The sequence below is a fragment of the Spiribacter halobius genome (assembly GCF_020883455.1).
In the GTDB taxonomy this organism is placed as follows: domain Bacteria; phylum Pseudomonadota; class Gammaproteobacteria; order Nitrococcales; family Nitrococcaceae; genus Sediminicurvatus; species Sediminicurvatus halobius.
The window spans coordinates 1,450,138-1,467,170 of sequence record NZ_CP086615.1 but is presented as its reverse complement, the minus strand read 5'-3'; the positions used below and the strand labels follow the sequence as shown (position 1 = coordinate 1,467,170).

The 17,033-nt window shown below is 70.9% G+C and carries 11 protein-coding genes; 4 read left to right on the top strand and 7 right to left on the bottom strand.

The genetic code is table 11. The features are described from left to right. Positions 1–25 precede the first annotated feature (25 nt). Complete coding sequence (locus LMH63_RS06625; RefSeq protein ID WP_109677089.1) at positions 26–2,464, top strand: acyl-CoA dehydrogenase; 2,439 nt, start codon at positions 26–28, stop codon at positions 2,462–2,464. Here LMH63_RS06625 and LMH63_RS06620 read toward each other — a convergent pair. After that, positions 2,461–3,939 (bottom strand): response regulator, encoded by a 1,479-nt coding sequence (locus LMH63_RS06620; protein ID WP_158280320.1) that lies wholly within the window; start codon positions 3,937–3,939, stop codon positions 2,461–2,463. The two genes, LMH63_RS06625 and LMH63_RS06620, sit on opposite strands and share 4 nt — an antisense overlap. 195 nt (positions 3,940–4,134) lie before the next feature. Between LMH63_RS06620 and LMH63_RS06615 the strand changes: the two genes are divergently transcribed. Further along, positions 4,135–5,580: a methyl-accepting chemotaxis protein gene (locus LMH63_RS06615; RefSeq protein ID WP_229332745.1), complete on the top strand. Its 1,446-nt coding sequence runs from the start codon at positions 4,135–4,137 to the stop codon at positions 5,578–5,580. Between the two features lie 279 nt (positions 5,581–5,859). On the opposite strand, the gene LMH63_RS06610 is transcribed toward LMH63_RS06615, so the two are convergent. Together LMH63_RS06610 and LMH63_RS06605 are read right to left on the bottom strand one after the other, a co-directional pair. Further along, positions 5,860–8,043 carry a TRAP transporter permease gene (locus LMH63_RS06610; protein WP_109677093.1) on the bottom strand — a complete coding sequence of 728 codons (2,184 nt, stop codon included), beginning with the start codon at positions 8,041–8,043 and terminating at the stop codon, positions 5,860–5,862. Between the two features lie 121 nt (positions 8,044–8,164). Continuing rightward, on the bottom strand, positions 8,165–9,142 hold the full coding sequence (locus LMH63_RS06605; protein ID WP_229332744.1) for a TAXI family TRAP transporter solute-binding subunit: 978 nt from the start codon (positions 9,140–9,142) through the stop codon (positions 8,165–8,167). 272 nt (positions 9,143–9,414) lie between these two features. Between LMH63_RS06605 and LMH63_RS06600 the strand changes: the two genes are divergently transcribed. Next, positions 9,415–9,990, top strand: a complete 576-nt coding sequence (locus LMH63_RS06600) for an RNA ligase partner protein (protein ID WP_109677097.1) — start codon at positions 9,415–9,417, stop codon at positions 9,988–9,990. Positions 9,991–10,013: 23 nt separating this feature from the next. On the opposite strand, the gene LMH63_RS06595 is transcribed toward LMH63_RS06600, so the two are convergent. Continuing rightward, the gene (locus LMH63_RS06595) at positions 10,014–11,351 is read right to left on the bottom strand and encodes an NAD(P)H-dependent oxidoreductase (protein ID WP_109677099.1); all 1,338 of its coding nucleotides are present in this window, start codon (positions 11,349–11,351) and stop codon (positions 10,014–10,016) included. 12 nt (positions 11,352–11,363) lie between these two features. Beyond that, on the bottom strand, positions 11,364–12,461 hold the full coding sequence (locus LMH63_RS06590) for an RNA ligase (RefSeq protein WP_109677101.1): 1,098 nt from the start codon (positions 12,459–12,461) through the stop codon (positions 11,364–11,366). Positions 12,462–12,708: 247 nt separating this feature from the next. Here LMH63_RS06590 and ftsH point away from each other — a divergent pair, with 247 nt between their 5' ends. After that, positions 12,709–14,571, top strand: a complete 1,863-nt coding sequence (ftsH, locus tag LMH63_RS06585; protein ID WP_442777724.1) for an ATP-dependent zinc metalloprotease FtsH — start codon at positions 12,709–12,711, stop codon at positions 14,569–14,571. 26 nt (positions 14,572–14,597) lie between these two features. Here ftsH and LMH63_RS06580 read toward each other — a convergent pair whose 3' ends face one another. Then, positions 14,598–15,704, bottom strand: coding sequence for an EAL domain-containing protein (locus tag LMH63_RS06580; RefSeq protein WP_109677105.1), 1,107 nt, complete (start codon positions 15,702–15,704; stop codon positions 14,598–14,600). A 3-nt stretch (positions 15,705–15,707) separates the two neighbouring features. Further along, on the bottom strand, positions 15,708–17,018 hold the full coding sequence (locus tag LMH63_RS06575; RefSeq protein WP_109677107.1) for a sensor domain-containing diguanylate cyclase: 1,311 nt from the start codon (positions 17,016–17,018) through the stop codon (positions 15,708–15,710). Positions 17,019–17,033: the final 15 nt, after the last annotated feature.

The following is a 17,033-nucleotide window of genomic DNA, read 5'->3' as shown; positions in this document are numbered from 1 at the left end:
CCGCTCCCCCGACACGGAGTGCCTCATGCTCGCCCTGATCTGGCTGCTCCTGTTCCTGGCCCTGCTCGGGGCACTCGCCTTCGCCCGCACCCGGCTCAGCCTGAATACGCTGGCCATCGCCGGCTACCTGCTGGCGCTCACGCTGCTCGGCGGCCAGCACTGGGCCTGGGGCGTGGCGTTCTGGGCGGTGTTCCTCACCGTGGCGGTGCCGCTCAACACGCCGAGTCTGCGGCGGCGCCTGCTCACCGATCGTCTGTTCGACTGGTTCCGCAGCGTGCTGCCGGAGATCTCCGAGACGGAGCGCGCCGCCCTGGATGCCGGCACCGTCTGGTGGGATGGCGAGCTCTTCAGCGGCCACCCCGACTGGCGGCGACTGCTGCGCCAGCCGCCGGCGCGCCTCACGGAGGCCGAGCAGGCGTTCCTGGACGGCCCCACCGAGACCCTGTGCGGCCAGGTGGATGAGTGGGAGGTCAGCCACCAGCGTCTGGATCTGCCCCCCGCCGCCTGGGAGACCATCCGCGGCGAAGGCTTCTTCGGCCTCATCATCCCGGCCGCGCACGGCGGCAAGGGCTTCTCGGCGAGCGCCCACTCGGCCGTCGTCATGAGGCTGGCGAGCCGCAGCGCGGATCTCGGCTCCACGGTGATGGTGCCGAACTCCCTCGGCCCTGCCGAGCTGCTCATGCGCTACGGCACCGATGCCCAGCAGCGCTATTACCTGCCCCGCCTGGCACGGGGCGAGGAGATCCCCTGCTTCGCGCTCACCGGCCCCTGGGCCGGCTCGGATGCCGGCTCGCTGCCGGATACCGGCGTGGTCTGCCGCGGCGAGTGGCAGGGCGAAGAGGTGCTGGGGCTGCGCCTGAACTGGGAGAAGCGCTACATCACCCTGGGCCCGGTGGCCACCCTGCTCGGACTCGCCTTCCGCGCCTACGACCCTGACCATCTGCTGGGCGAGAGCACCGACCTCGGCATCACCCTGGCGCTGATCCCCACCGACCTCCCCGGCGTGGAGATCGGCCGCCGGCACCTGCCCCTCAACGCCGCCTTCATGAACGGACCGAACCGCGGGCGGGACGTGTTCATCCCCCTCACCCAGATCATCGGCGGCGCGGAGCGTATCGGCCAGGGCTGGCGCATGCTCATGAACTGCCTTGCCGTCGGCCGCAGCATCTCGCTGCCCGCCGGCAGCGTCGCCACGGCCAAGATGTGCGCGCTCACCACCGGCGCCTATGCCCGCATCCGGGAGCAGTTCCGGGTGCCCATTGGCGAGTTCGAGGGCGTGCAGGAGGCGCTCGCGCGGATCGCCGGCAATGCCTACGTATGCGAGGCCGCGCGTCGCGTCACCGCGGCCGCCCTGGATGCGGGGGAGGAACCCGCCGTGCTCTCGGCGGTGGTCAAGTATCACCTCACCGAGCGCCAGCGCGAATGCATCAACGATGCCATGGACGTGCACGGCGGCAAGGGCATCTGCCTCGGTCCCTCCAATTATCTCGGCCGCAGCTACCAGACCACGCCGATCAGCATTACGGTGGAAGGCTCGAACATCCTTACCCGCAACATGATGATCTTCGGCCAGGGGGCCATCCGCTGCCATCCCTTCGTGCTGAAGGAGATCGAGGCCACCGGCGACCCCGACCCGGAGCGCGGCCGTGCGAGCTTCGACCGCCTGCTGGTCGGCCACGTCGGCCACAGCCTCGGCTGCGCTCTGCGCGCGCTGCTCCTCGGCCTCAGCGGCGCGCGCCTCGCACGCGGCGCCGGCAGCGCCGACACGCGCCCCTACTTCCGCCAGCTGGAGCGCTACGCCGCGGCCTTCGCCCTGCTGGCCGATGCCAGCATGCTCGTGCTCGGCGGCGGCCTGAAGCGCCGCGAGCGGATCTCGGCCCGCCTCGGCGACATGCTGAGCCACCTCTACCTGGCCTCGGCCACGCTCAAGCGCTACGAGGACGACGGCCGGCCACGGGAGGATCTGGCCTTCGTAAGCTACGGGATCGAGCAGTCCCTCGCGCTCATCGAGCAACGCCTGGACGAGGTCATCGCCAACTTCCCCGTGCGCCCGCTGGCCTGGCTGCTGCGCGGGCTGGTGCTGCCCCTCGGCCGGCGGCGCCGTGGCCCGGATGACCGCCTCGCCGCCCGCGTCGCCCGCCTCATGATGGAGCCGGGGGAGCCCCGCGAGCGGCTCATCGACGGCGTCTACCGGCCCACGGACGCCGGCGATGCCATCGGCGCCGTGGAGCGTGCCTATGCCCTGGCCCACGAGGTCGCGCCGCTGGAGCGTCGCCTGCGCAAGGCGGTGCGCAGCGGCGAGTTGCGGGTGGCCTGGGACGAGGACGCCATCGGCGCGGGCGAGCGCGCCGGCGTGCTCGGCGCCGACGAGGCCGAGCGGCTGCGGGAGGCGGAAGCGGCCCGCCTGCGGGTCATCAGCGTCGACGACTTCGACCCGCAGGAACTGGCCCGCAGCGCTGGCTAGGCCAGCGCCGCCTCGGCGGCGAGCAGCAGCCCCTCCGCGTCCAGCGCCGGGGTCTGCCCGGCGAGCCCGAGGCGCCAGCCGGCGTGGTCGGCCTCCGCCTGCAGCAGGGGGGACAGCAGTGCCCGCGCCTCCTGCTCGCCGGCCCCGGGCAGCAGCACCACGAGGGCATCCGAACTGTGCCGGCCGAGCACGTCGGTCCGGCGCAGCCGTTCGTTCAGGCGCAGGGCCAGCGCGGTGAGCTCGGTGCCGGCCGGACCCGCAGCGGCCTCGCAGCGGCGCAGCAGGGCGAGCTGCAGCGGTCGCCGATCGCGCTCCGCCCGCCATTGCTCATGTCGAATCCGCGCCCGCAGCGCCTCCCCCACCAGAGCCCCCGTGGCACCGTCACGCCCCGACTGCTGCCGCAGCGTCCGCCCCCGGGTGGCGCGGAGGGTGACCGTACGCAACAGCTGGCCGCCGGACACCGGCTTGACCAGGAAGTCGTCGCCGCCCGCCGCCAGGGCGTCCAGCTGCCTGCGGACATCGGTCTCCATGGACAGGAACACCACCGGCAGATGGCCCAGCCCGGGCAGCTGGCGCACGGCCCGTGTGAGCTCGGCGCCGTCACAGTCCGGCATGTGCAGGTCCAGCAGGAGCAGATCCGGCGGCCGCTGCAGCAGCGCCTCGAAGACGGCGTCGGCACTGTCCGCGGCCTCCACGGTCAGGCCGGCGCGCTGCAGAACGTTGCGGTAATAGGCCGTCTGGGTGCGGCTGTCGTCCCGTAGCAGCACGCGCAACGGCCGTGCCGACTCCGCTGCCGCAAGCGCCAGACGGTCCAGCTCGGCAGCGAGCAGATCCCGGCTCATGCCCTTGAGCCAGAAGCCGGCCGCTCCGGCGCGGGCGGCAGTGAGGCGCAACGCCGCCGAGCCGCGGGCGGCCAGTGCCACCACTGGCGGCTGGGGCCCCGCTGAAGCGGGCCCCAGCGCCGTCGTTAGCCCGGATAGCAACCTGTCCGGCTCGGCGCTCCCGTCCAGATCGAGCACGATCAGCTCCGCCGGTCCGGGATCCGCGGCGCCGGTGGCGTCCGGCAGGACCTCCAGCCCCCAGGCGAGATCCCGCAGCAACGGCCGCAGCCGTGCGACGGCGGTGTCGTCCCCGGTGATCAGGCGCGCCCGCCGGCAGGGCATGGCCGGGCTTTCGGGGGGCGCTCCCGGATCGAGCCGGCGCAGTGCCTCGACATAGTCGTCCAGGGTTCGCAGCAGCAGCGGATCCGCGGGCTCCTCCGCCCGGGCCAGCGGCGTCAGCATGATCTCCGCCACCCCCGCCAGCTCCGCCAGCCGCCGGTGCCCGCTCGCTTCGGCGGCGGCAGCCACGCCGGCGCAGTGGCGACGCATTGCCTCGAAGTGCGCCGCATCGGCGCCGTCCCGCATCGCCTCCCAGGCCGTAACCAGGGCCGCCAGGTCGCGTCTGATGTCCTCGCCGCCATCCGCCGATGTCATGGGCCTTCTTCGTCCGTCACCCTGCGGGCCGTCAGCCGCTTCTGTGATTTTCATCACAGTGTTTCATAGATGCCGCGCCGGGCGCGATCCCCGTCCGTCCGGAGCGCTCAAGGACGTGGCGACAGCGCCGTTATCCCCTGGGAGGACAACGGGTGTCCCGGTCACGAGACCGGCCTGCGCGGAGGGAGTCGAGACGTGCGTTGGCTGCGCTGGCATCGCGAGGAGACAAGCGGCACCCAACCCGACCGGGAGTTCCGGGCGCCGGGCGATGCCCGCGTGATCGAGCGGATCGCCGAGCGCACCGGGCAGCTTGGTCTGGAGCTGGTGGACGTCGCCGGGCACGTGGACGACGTCAGTGCCCACGTTAGCCGGGAGGCGGAGCAGTTCGCCCATCTGAGCGGCATGGCCGCGCAGATGGCAGAGGTCAACAAGACCGTGGATCAGGCGGCCTCCGCTGCGCAGCAGGTCGCCAACGACGCCGCCGGCGAGGTCGACCGTTCGCAGGCGCGGATCCGCGAGTCCATCGACGACATCCGGCGGCTAGCCGACGCCGTCACCGACAGCGGCGGCCGGCTGGCCTACCTGGACGAGGCGCTGGGGCGCGTCTCCGGAGTGGCCCGGGGGATCTCCGGCATCGCCAAACAGACCAACCTGCTCGCGCTGAACGCCACCATCGAGGCGAGCCGTGCCGGCGAGGCGGGGCGTGGCTTCGCCGTGGTCGCCGAGGAGGTCAAGGAGCTGGCCCGCCAGACCGGTGAGGCCACGGCCCAGATCGACGAGACCCTGGCGGAGCTGGCGAGCCAGGTGCGTGAGCTGGTGCAGCGTGGCGAGGAGAGCTCCGCCCAGGCGCATCGCGTGCAGGAGGGCACCCATGCCATTCAGGACGTAATGACCTCGGTGGCGGCCGCCATCGCCGACGTCGACCGTGAGACGGGGCGCATCGCCGGTGCCGTGCGGGACATCGACCGCTACTGCGGCGAGACCGCCAGCGGTCTGGCGGGGCTCACGGAGGACGTGGAACGCTCCTCCGGCAACCTCGACGCCGCCGGCGAGCGCATCAACCGGCTGCTCGGCTTTACCGAGGAGCTGGTGAACATCACCCTCGAAAGCGACAGTGACACCGAGGATTCGCCCTTCGTGCGCAAGGCGCAGGAGACCGCCGCGGCGGTCTCGCGCACGTTCGAGAAGGCGGTCGCCGGCGGTCGTATCAGCGTCGAGGATCTGTTCGACCGCGATTACCAGCCGATTCGGGGGACGGACCCGCAGCAGTATCTCAGCCGCTACACCCGCTTCACGGACGAGGTTCTGCCGGCCCTGCAGGAGCCGGTGCGGGAGAGCGACAGCCGGATCAGCGCCTGCTGCACCACCGACGACCGCGGCTATATCGCCACCCATGCCCTGCCCGTCTCCCAGCCGCAGCGCCCGGACGATCCGGTGTGGAACGCCGCCAACTGCCGCAACCGCCGCATCTTCGACGACCGGGTGGGCAAGGCCGCGGCGAGCAATCGCCGACCCTTTCTGCTGCAGGTCTACCGTCGCGACATGGGCGGCGGCAACTTCCAGCTGTTCCGCGACGCCTCGGCTCCGATCACCGTCAATGGCCGGCACTGGGGTGCAGTGCGGGTGATCTATCGGCTGTAATGCCGAATAAGAGGCCACGCACCGCGGCGTGATCAGCGAATCCCGGCCGTGCCCTGCTCGTTCCGGGGCAGCCCCGTCGATCGCGGCAGCTGGCACCCAGGCTGGAAGTGCGCGTTGTGGCGGGAGCGCCGGGGCCCGTAGGCGAGAGGGATCTCGCCTATGGGCCTACAGGGACGTATCTACGGCGTGTCCCGGGCGCTCCCGCCACAACGCGCACCCGGCACCGCCGCAGATCCGCCTGCAGCACCGCGGATCGAGGCGCCGGCCAAGTCCATCGGCTCAAGGCGCCGGAGCCGGCCGCGGCGCGCCGGGCAGCATCCGCTGCAGCACGAAGGCGGCGGCAATCAGCAGCACGCCCAGGGCGTCCGTGGCCAGCCCACCCTTGATCATCGCGAGCGCGGCGGCAAGCAGGACCAGTCGCGTGAACCACCGCGCGTTGCGCCCCCAGAACCAGCCCTGCACGGCGGCGGCAAGGAGGTACACGCCGACGACGGCGGTCACCCCCGCCTGGGCCACCCGCAGCCAGGGTGCATCCATCAGCAGCGCGCTCGAGTAGAAGAACATGAACGGGACCACGAAGGCCGCGATGCCAATTCGGAACGAGGCCACCGACGTCTCCATGGCGTTGGCCCCGGAGATGCCGGCCGCCGCATACGAGGCCAGCGCCACCGGCGGGGTGATGGCCGAGACCACCGCAAAGTAGAAGACGAAGAAGTGCGCCGTGAGCGGGTCGATGCCGAGCCTGACCAGGCCTGGGGCCACCACCGACGCCGCGACGGCATAGGCGGCCGTCGTGGGCATGCCCATGCCGAGCATGATGGAGATGGCCATGGCAAAGATCAGCGCGAGCAGCTGGCTGACGCCTGCGAGCTCCAGCAGCAGCGAAGAGAACCGGGCGCCGACGCCGGTGAGCGAGATGACGCCCACGATGATGCCCGCAGCCGCGCAGACGGCGATGATCTGGATGGACATCTCGCCGCCGAGCCGCAACGCCCGCCCGATGGCGAGCGGGCCCATACGGTGCGCCGACAGCCAGCTGACCACCACCGAGGCGGCGATGGCCAGCGTCCCGGCGCGGATCACCGAGTAGCCCATGAACAGAGCCGCGATCAGGATGATGATCGGGATGAACAGGTAGACCTGGCGCACCATGCGCACGAGCGAGGGCAGCTCGTCCTCGCGCATGCCGCGCATGCCGAGCTGCCCGGCCTCGAAGTCCACCATGAAGTAGACCGCGGCGAAGTACAGTATTGCCGGGATGATCGCCGCCACGGCGATATCCGTGTACGGGATGCCGGTGATCTCGGCCATGATGAAGGCGCCGGCACCCATGATCGGCGGCATGATCTGGCCGCCGGTGGAGGCCGCCGCCTCGATCGCCCCGGAGGACTGCTTCGAGTAGCCCACCTTCTTCATCAGCGGGATGGTCAGCGAGCCGGTGGAGACCACGTTGCCGGCGCTGGTCCCGTTGATCATGCCCATCAGGCCCGAGGCGAAGATGGCGACCTTGGCCGGCCCGCCGCGGGCGCGTCCGGCGGTGGCGAAGGCGAAGTTGACGAAGTACTCCCCCACCCGCGAGGCCTGCAGAAAGGCCGCGAAGATGATGAACAGGATGATGTAGGTGGAGGAGACCGCCGTGGTCGGCCCGAGGATGCCGGCGTCGGTGTAGACCTGGCTGAAGAAGCGCACCAGCCCCAGCCCCGGATAGCCCAGGAACCCGGGCAGATACGGGCCGACGAATACGTAGGCGAAGAAGATCAGCGCGATGGTCACCAGCGCCATCCCCGTCACCCGGCGGGTGAGCTCGAGGATCAGTGCGGAGCCGGCGATGGCGGCCCAGGACAGGCCAACGGGCGCGAACGACGTCCCCGTGCTCATGCGCAGCTGGGTGTTGAGCACGATCAGCAGATAGGTGGCCACGGCGATGGCGCAGACGATCAGGGTGATGTCCGGCAGGGTGACCCGCCCGCGGCGCTCCCGCGCCAGCCAGGAGAGGACGATGGCGCCGCCGGTGGCGACCATCAGCGGCACGCCGTAGTGCCAGGTCTCCACCGCCGGCTCGATGCGCCGCGCCCCCTCGGCGAAGGCCTGCCACATGAACCCCGTCTGCACCAGCGCATAGGCCGCCGGCAGCAGCAGCACGCCGCCCAGGTAGTTGAGCCAGCGCCGCTCCACCGGGCCGTCCTCGCTGAAGCTGGTCGCCGAGTACATGACGAAACCGAGCGTCAGCGCGCCGGCGATATGGATGATCCGGAAGCTCCAGGTCTCCAGCGGATAGACGTTGAGCGAGAACAGGTGAAAGGCGGAGTAGCCGCCGGCCAGCAGCGCCATCAGCAGCCACATCCAGCCGTGGAACAGCCGCCGGTTGCCCTCGATGACCTCTTCGTCGACGCCGTGGACCAGGCCGCTCTCCGGTGGTTCGTCGTTGTTGCTGCTGTCGTCGTCGCGCGTCTTGTCGGTCATGGCCTCGCTACCCCGTCCAGCACGGAATCCGGTTCCGGTCCGCGACCGCTCCCCGGAGCCAGGAACGCCGCCGCGCTCGACGGCGCGGCGGCGCATTCTGCACCGCGAACGGCGCCGCCTGCTACTTGATCAGGTCCTCGGGGATCTCGTAGCCGTTCTCGATGAACCAGCGGGCCGCGCCGGGATGCCAGGGCATCACGGTGTTCTTGTCGTAGTTCTCGGGCACGGTGCTACGGGACGCACGATGGATCTCCATCATCCGGTCATGGTTCTCCATCACCGCCTTGGTCGCCGCGTAGACGAAGCTCTCCGGCAGATCGCAGCGGGCGATGGCGAAGTTCCACATGGACACCGCCCGGGCCGGCCCATCCAGGCTCTGGTAGGTGTCGGCCGGGATCTCGAAGGCCGCCACCGGGAACTCCTCCATGACCTGCGCCTGCTCCTCCTCGGTGAACTCGATGATGCGGATATCCGTCTGCACCTCGAGCTGGCTCACCGCCGGCACCGGAATACCGGCCGCAAAGGCAATGACGTCAATCAGCCCGTCCTGGAGCTGCCCGGCAAGGTCGCTCCAGCTGCCGGTACGCCGATCGAACTCCACGCCGAGGGTCTCCAGCATGCGCGGGAAGTAGGTGTCAGAGGTGGAACCGGAGGGGCCGAAGCCGATGGCTGCACCCTCGGGAATGTCGGAGATGCTCTCGATACCCGAGCCCTCGAGCACGGTGATGGAGAACGGCGTCTGATACATCGGGAACATGGCGCAGGCGTTGTCCAGCGGCACGCCGGGGGCGATCGGGCTGTCGCCGGCGAGCGCCTCGGCGGCAGGGCCCATGGTGGTCATGCCGAAGGCCAGGTCGCCGTTGTGCACCAGCGCCAGATTCTGGTTCGGGCCGCCGGTGACCTCGCCGCCGCCCGAGATGCCGAGCTCGTTGGCCACCAGATTGGCCCAGCCCGACCCGTAGGTGAAGTAGGTGCCGCCCTGGCTCGCGGTCCCCACGGTGAAGCTGTCCGGCCAGTCCTCCTGCTGGGCGAACGCCGTGGCGGAGCCGAGTGCAAGGCCGGCCGCTGCTGCGCAGGTCATAATGGGAGTCAGTCTCACGGTCCTTCTCCTCGTTCGAATTGGCGTGTCCTTATGGGGGGCGGACCTCGCACCCGCCCCGGTGACGGCCAGGGCCGGGGCCCGGCTCAGGCATGCTGCCGCGCCGCCGGCGCAACCGCCACTGGTCCTACTGTAGCGCATGCCGTGGCACCATGAGGACCATGCTCCATGGTGCACCGCGGCGTTGCGGTTGACGCCGCACGCCGCCGCGGCCGAGCATCGGAGCCAGCCAACGGGCGAAGCCCGCCCGCCAGGGGCAACCGGGAGAGCCCATGCGCCGCTTCGTCCTCGATACCAGCGTTTTCACCAACCCGCACGTGGCCGCCCAGTTCGGCGAGGACTCGGCGCAGGGGCTCACCACCTTCCTGGAGCTTGCCCGCCGCTGCCCCGCGGAGTTCTACATGCCGCTCTCGGTGTACGAGGAGTTTCGTGGCATGCGGGACCTCGCGGAGCTGGCGGCGGATTTCGAGACGGTGGTCTGGATCCGCTCGCCCCGGCGGTTCTCGCTCACCATCCCGAGCGACGTCCTCTACGAGTTCATCGACGAGGTCCGCGGGCGGATCGACCGTGGCCTGCGCATCGCCGAGGAGCACACCAAGCGCGCGGGCGCCGCGAGCGGCATGCCGCCGGCGCTGATCACCCAGCTGCGGGAGCGCTTCCGCGAGGCCATGCGCAAGGGGCTGGTGGATTCCCGCGAGGACGTGGACGCCGTGCTGCTCGCCCTGGAGCTGGACGCCGAGCTGGTGAGCGCCGACGAGGGCATGCGCAAGCTCGGCAACCGCATGGGCATCAAGCTGCTCACCGCCGACTACCTGCGCCGGGTGATGGAGAACCTCGCCAGGGAGTAACGCCCCGCGGACGGCGCAGACTCCTAAGAGAACGCTGCCTCCATCTCCCGCCGGTAGCGACGGGCGTCGTCGTCGCCGGTGTCCTCGACATCGTCCCAGACGAGGCTCCGGCCAGCCGGCACCGGGCGGCACAGACGCAGCCCATGGGCGAGCCCGATGGGCAGGCCACCGGACTGCCGGGAGGCGCTCGCCGGCAGCAGCCGGCCCCAGACCGTATAGCCGCCCTCGCCGTCCAGCGTCTCGCCGGCGGCGAGGTTGCGTTTCGCGGTGGCGACCACGTCGGCCCGCCACCGGCGGCTGCAGCCGGTGGGCTCGCCGCGCAGGGCGGCGCTTGCCACGGAGACGCCGAGCTCGAGGCCGATCAGATGATAGGGCTTGTACATGGCGGCATAGCGGCCACTGGCATCGGTATGCAGGCCGTATTCGCGAAAGCAGCGGCGGACGTAGTCGTCCGGCGCCGCGAAGACCACGTAAACGCCCCAGCGCAGATCGCGGAAGACCGTTCGCCCGTCGCGCTCGAGGCTTGAAACCACCTCCACCTGCCCCTCGGCCTCCAGCTGGCCGCCCGCCGAGCGCGGGCGCAGGACGTGCGGCAGGTCGTCGACGCCGCAGGGCGGGAACGCCAGGCCCTGAGTCGGTGGCAGCAGCCCCGTGGCGTTGGCCACCGCCGCCATCTCGATGCCGGACTTGGTCCCGTCCAGGAAGGAGTTGAACATCTGCGCGTTCATGCCGCCGGCGCGCGCCTCCTCGGGTGTCAGGCCGTAGTGCTCCCAGACTGTGTCGGGGGTAGAGGCATGGAAGGCCGGCAGGTACTTGGTGCCCTTGCCGGCGGCCACCGGCTCGAAGCCGATGCTCCGCGCCCAGTCCACCAGCTCGCAGATGAGCGCGGGCTGATCGCCATAGGCGAGGGAATACACGACACCGGCGCCTGCCGCCTCCTGCGCCAGCGCCGGCCCGGCGAGGGCGTCCGCCTCCACGTTCACCATCACCACGTGCGTCCCCGCCGCGAAGGCGGCGCGGGCGTGCCGGATCCCCGCCGCAGGATGGCCGGTAGCCTCCACCAGCACGTCAAGCCGCTGGTCGTCGGTGAGGGCGGAGGCGTCCTCCGTGAGCCAGGTGCCACCGCCGGCGATCGCCTGTTCCAGGGACGCCGGCTCGCTGCGCTCCGGCGGCCAGCCGATGCGGCCAAGGGTGTCCCGCACGCGGGCGAGATCCAGATCGGCGATGCCGGCGACATGCAGCCCCGCCGTGCGCCCCGCCTGGGCCAGGAACATCGCGCCGAACTTGCCGGCACCGATCAGCCCGACGCGTACCGGCCGCCCTTCGGCCGCCCGTGCCTGCAGCAGCGTTGCCAGATTCATGCTCCCCCCTCCTCAGTCGAACTGCGCCTGACCCGCCAGCACGTTGGCGAGCGTCCCGGTCATGCGCTGCAGGATGCGCTCGAACTCCAGAATCCAGTAGTCGCCCTCGCGGTGCGGCGAGCCCTCGGCGATGTGCACCCGACGCCCCGCCGTGGCCTCGAGATGGGCGATGAAATGCTCGGCGTTGCGTCGCTGGCGGAACCGGCAGCGGAAGCGATGGCCCACCCGGCCCACTTCCCGACTGCGGGCGACCGCGCGCTCCAGCCCCTGCAGGAAAGCCCGCCCGAGCTCCCGCTCCAGCGCCGGCGCGTCCGCGCTCCCAAGCTCGTCCGTGAACAGCGCGAGCCGCAGCAGGCGGTTGGTGAAGTACTCCGGCGGCAGATCCAGAAGCTGCTCGCTGCAGAGCGAGATATCCGCAATGTTGGAGCGCCCGGTGACGTACTTGGTACGCCCCCCGCCGCCTTCGCCCTTGAACACCAGGCCCTCGCTGCCCTCGGCATCCAGCTGCCTTAGGATGCTGCCGAGGGCCTGCTGATCGTCGGCGGTAAAGCGCCCGAAGCTGCGCGCCATGGGCAGCCCGTACCGCGCCGCCAGTGCCGACTTCGCGGGTGGCTCCAGGAAAGCACCGTCGGCACCCCGGATGATGTCGAAGACGAACAGCGCCACGTCCTCCCGCACCTGGGGTGGCGACCCTTCCAGATAGGGGTTTTCCGGGCCGGCGATCTCGGCGCAGAGGATCAGCGCCGGCTCGCTCTCGAACACCGTGGGGTCAAGCAGGTCCGGCAGCCGGTCGGTGCTGAACGGGCAGACGAAGCCGCCACGGCTGAAGGCGTAGAGCGCGCCGTCATGCTGGACAAGGCGGACGTTGAAGCCGTCGATCTTCTCTTCGGCCCAGAACGGCCCGGCATACTGGCGACGCAGGCCGCGGGCCAGGGACTGGATGCGGCCGATGGACGGATAGCCCGGCAGCAGCCGGCCATCCGGCAGCTGTACCGTGCCCCTGGCGATACCGGCGAAGCCGTCGCTGAAGCGCACGTACTCCAGAGACTCGAAGCGGCGGCGCTCGGCCTTGCCGCGGGCGAGCGCCTCGTCGAGGGTGTTGCGATCCATGGCGCGCAGGGTAGCCCACCATCCCCACGCGAGGCGATTGCGGGCGGGCTCCGGCCGCGGCCCGGTTGCGCTGCCGGCGCGATCCGCCCCGGTGGTGACTTGAACCCGCGGCAGGCGCCCCGATACTGGTCACGGACGGTCACAAGACTCCCCGGCGGGCGGGCAGGTAGGGCAGGTGAGCGAGCAACAGCCGGAACGCAGGCGCCCGGAGGGTAACGGTAGCAGTGGCGCTCCGCAGCCACCGCAGATCTCGCCCTGGTACACCTTCATCTGGCTCAGCGTCCTGATCCTGGTGCTGTCCACCTGGACGCAGGGGGAGCAGGCACCGGGCGTGCGGGAGATCCCCTACTCCGAGTTCCGCGCCGCCGTGGTCGACGGCGAGGTGCGGGAGGTCACGCTGCGCGGCAACCGGCTGCGCGGGGAGTTCACCGACGCCGCGGCGGAGCGCCGCGGCGGAGCCGAGGCCACGCCCCGCTTCTACACCATCGTGCCCGCGCAGGAGGACCGCACCCTGCTCCGGCTGCTCGAGGCGCATCAGGTGACGGTGCGCGCCGAACCCACCGAGGGACCCTGGTGGCAGCAGCTACTGCTCGGCGTCGTGCCCTGGATCCTGCTGCTGGCCGTGTTCTTCTGGCTCTGGTTCTACGCCCAGCGACGGATGATGGCCCAGGGGGGGCCCGGGGGGCTGTTCGGCTTCGGCCGCTCACGGGCAAGACGCTTTCGCGAGAAGACGCCCTCCGTGACCATGGATCAGGTCGCCGGCGTGGAGAACGCCAAGCGCGATCTCATGGAGATCGTCGAGTTCCTGCGCGACCCGGGTCGCTTCCGCGCCCTCGGCGCCAAGATCCCCCGCGGCGTGCTCATGGTCGGGCCACCCGGCACCGGCAAGACACTGATCGCCCGCGCCGTCGCCGGCGAGGCGGGTGTCACGTTCTTCAGCATCAGCGGCTCGGAGTTCATCGAGATGTTTGTCGGCGTCGGCGCCTCCCGTGTGCGCGACCTGTTCCAGAATGCCCGCAAGGAGGCGCCGGCACTGATCTTCATCGACGAGCTGGACGCCATCGGCCGCTCCCGTGGCACGGGTCTCGGCGGTGGGCACGACGAGCGCGAGCAGACGCTCAACCAGATCCTCACCGAGATGGACGGCTTCGAGGGCCATGAGGACGTCATCGTCCTTGCCGCCACCAACCGCCCGGACGTCCTCGATCCGGCGCTGCTGCGCCCCGGCCGCTTCGATCGCAAGGTGGTGCTGGATCGCCCGCACCGCGACGCGCGCCGGCAGATACTCGCGGTGCACACGCGCCAGGTTCCCCTGGCCGACGACGTCGACCTGGACCGCATAGCGGCCCGCACCATAGGCTTCGCCGGCGCGGACCTCGCCAACCTGGTCAACGAGGCTGCCCTGCTCGCCGCCCGGCGGGGCCTGGAGAAGGTGGACGCGGACTGCTTCGAGGCCGCGCGCGACCGGATTGTGCTCGGCGAGCGCCGCGAGGTGAGCCTGGACGAGGAGGAGCGCCGCGTCGTCGCCTATCACGAGTGTGGCCACGCCCTCGCCGCCTGGCTGCTGCCGCACACGGATCCGCTGGAGAAGGTGACCGTGATCCCCCACGGCCAGGCCCTCGGCGTCACCGAGCAGCTCCCCGACGAGGAGCGCTACAACTTCCGCGAGAGCTATCTGCGCGACCGCATCAAGGTCATGCTCGGCGGCCGTGCCGCCGAGCGCGTGGTCTTCGACGAGGTGAGCTCGGGGGCGGAGAACGACCTGCGCCAGGCCACGCGCCTGGTCCGCAACATGGTGGCCAAATGGGGCATGAGCGAGCGGCTCGGCCCGCTCGGGCTCAACATCGGTGACGAGCACGTCTTCCTCGGCCGGGAGATGGCCCAGCCCCGCGACCACAGCGAGCGCCTCGCCGAGCTCATCGACGACGAGGTGCGCAGCCTGCTGCGGGAGCTGGAGCAGGAGACCGAGGAGCTCCTGCGCACCCACCGCGCCGCCCTGGACGGGCTCGCCGAGGCCGTGCTCGAGCGCGAGACCCTGGACGCAGACGATGTGAAGGCATTGCTGGAGCCGAAGGCGGGACGGAGCAGCGCCGCCGCGGAACGCGGCTGAGGACGTCGGCCGCCGGGCATGGGCGCTCAGCCGCGACGCGACGATTGCGCGCCCAGGCTTTCGCCGAAGCCGGCCGCGCCCGGGCGTGGGGGCGTGCGCGCCGGCCGCGCGAAATGGAAGCCCTGGACCAGGTCCACCTCGCGCTCCCGCAGCCAGATCCAGTCCTCGACGCGCTCGACCCCTTCCGCGATCACCGTCACCTCCAGATCCTTCGCCATCTGGATCAGGCGACCGGTGATGGAGGCGCGGTAGCCGTCGGCGGCCACCCCATCGACCATGGCACGATCCAGCTTGACGAAGTCCGGCCGGATGTTCTGCAGCAGGTCGAGAGAGCCGTAACCCGCACCCAGGTCATCCAGCGCGACGCGAAAACCCTGCCGCCGGTACTCGCGGAGAATGGCCTCCAGGTGGCCGGCATCCTCCACCTCATCGGTCTCCACCACCTCGAACACGTAGCGACCGGGATCCGTGTTCAGCCGATTGACCTCGTCGAAGGTCGTCTTCAGGCAGAAGACCGGGTCGTACACCGAGGTCGGGTTGAAGTTGATGAAGACATTCTCGGTGATGCCGTGGGCGGCCGCCTGGCGGATTGCGGCCACCCGCGCCGCGCGATCCAGATGAAACATCAGCTCGGTGGCCCGCGCGGCCCCGAACAGCCGGTCCGGGCGGATCAGGCTGCCATCGGCACCAATGCCCCGGGCGAGGGCCTCGTAGGCGAACACGCGTTCGCCGTCATCCGCATGCAGGATCGGCTGGAAGTGCATCTCCAGGCGCTCCTCGGCCAGGAGCTCGCCCAGCCAGCCGTCCTCCTGCCGCGCCACCAGCACGCTCAGCGGGACCATGCCGCCCAGGTGGCGCACCTCGAACTGCGCGCCGGCCGTCAGCACCACGGCCGGGCAGTTGCCGAGCTCGGGACGGGTCAGCATGCCGGCGAGGCTCTCCAGCAACCCCGGTATGCCGCCCTCCGGGACATCGACGTAGAGCACCCCGCCTTCGAGCCGAGTCACCTCCCAGCCGGCATCCCGCAGCTGCCGCAGGGCGCGGCCACGCGTGTGCGCCAGCTTCGGCGCCAGATAGAGTCGCGCGGCGGTCTCACCCAGCCGCGGTATCACCTCGCAACCCTCACATGCCATCGGCTACTCCGCCGTGTTGCTGAGTGTCGCCTCCGATCCCGCGGCGACGACCTCGACCCGATTCTTGTGCGCGTCCTTGGCACGATAGAGCGCGGCATCGGCGCGCCGCAGCAGGCTGCGCACCGTGTCCCCCGGCGCCGCCTCGGTTACGCCGAAGCTGGCCGTAATCCGATCAACGCCCGGAAACGCGTGCGCCGCCACCAGCCCTCGTAGCTTATCGGCCGCCTGCCGGGCCTGCTCAAGGCCCAGCGCCGGCAGCAACAGCGTAAATTCCTCGCCGCCCCAGCGGCCAAGGGTGTCCTCGGCGCGGACGTGCCCGGCCACGAGGCGCGTCAGCTCCACCAGCACCGCATCTCCCGCCTCGTGGCCGTGGCGATCGTTGACCGACTTGAAACCGTCCAGGTCGAACAGCACCAGGCAGAACCGCCCGCCGTGGCGCGTCATGCGGTTGAGCTCACGCTCCACCAGGGCCTCGAAACGCAGCCGGTTGTTGAGGCCGGTAAGGGCGTCGGTGGTGGCGAGGCGCTTCAGCTCGCGCTCCGCCTCGACGCGGTCGGTGATGTCTCGCCCGGTTAGCACGTACTGCCGGATGCACCCGGCCTCGTCGCGGACCGGGGCCATGGACTGCTCGATATGGCGGGGCCGCCCCTGGGCATCCAGCTCGGTGAAGATGTGCGCCACGCCCTCCCCGGCCTGCAGGCGACGCCATAGCGCCTCGACGCCGTCGTGGCGGTTCGGGTCCAGCGGCGTCGCCAGACTGCCGCGTACCGCATCCGGCGCCAGCCCGGTGCGCCCACGGTAGCTGCGGTTGGCGTAGATCACGACGCCTTCGACGTCGGTAATCAGGACCTCGTCGGGGATCTCGTCCAGCGCCGCCAGCAGCAGCCCGCGTTCGGTCTCGGCCGCCACCCGCCGGGTGACATCGCGCTGCAGCGAGATGAAATGGGTGGTGCGCCCAGCCGCATCGCGGATCGGCGCCACCGACCACTCGACGTGGTAGGGCCTGCCATCGCGCCGGTAGTTGACGATCCGGCCCTCGAAGCGATGGCCCGCCTCCAGGCAGGCGCGCAGGCGCATAAGCTCGGCGGTGTCCGACGCCGGGCCCTGCAGCAGCCGCGGGCTGCGCCCGATGACTTCCTCGGGGGCGTAGCCGGACATGCGCTGGAACGCCGCGTTAACATAGACGATGCGCGGGCCAGGCGCGGTGAGCTCCGCGGTGGTGATGACCACCGCGTTATAGGACGCTTCAACGGCCTCGGCAATGAGCTCCCGCGGGTCCGGCTGCGGCGGGAGGGAACCGGATTCAACGGCCATGCGCTACCTCGGCGG

Excerpts from the sequence above, each read along its gene's own strand:
- LMH63_RS06625 (WP_109677089.1), top strand. The coding sequence starts at position 26 with ATGCTCGCCCTGATCTGGCTGCTCCTGTTCCTGGCCCTGCTCGGGGCA.
- LMH63_RS06620 (WP_158280320.1), bottom strand. The coding sequence starts at position 3,939 with ATGACATCGGCGGATGGCGGCGAGGACATCAGACGCGACCTGGCGGCC.
- LMH63_RS06610 (WP_109677093.1), bottom strand. The coding sequence starts at position 8,043 with ATGACCGACAAGACGCGCGACGACGACAGCAGCAACAACGACGAACCA.
- LMH63_RS06600 (WP_109677097.1), top strand. The coding sequence starts at position 9,415 with ATGCGCCGCTTCGTCCTCGATACCAGCGTTTTCACCAACCCGCACGTG.
- LMH63_RS06595 (WP_109677099.1), bottom strand. The coding sequence starts at position 11,351 with ATGAATCTGGCAACGCTGCTGCAGGCACGGGCGGCCGAAGGGCGGCCG.
- LMH63_RS06590 (WP_109677101.1), bottom strand. The coding sequence starts at position 12,461 with ATGGATCGCAACACCCTCGACGAGGCGCTCGCCCGCGGCAAGGCCGAG.
- LMH63_RS06580 (WP_109677105.1), bottom strand. The coding sequence starts at position 15,704 with ATGGCATGTGAGGGTTGCGAGGTGATACCGCGGCTGGGTGAGACCGCC.
- LMH63_RS06575 (WP_109677107.1), bottom strand. The coding sequence starts at position 17,018 with ATGGCCGTTGAATCCGGTTCCCTCCCGCCGCAGCCGGACCCGCGGGAG.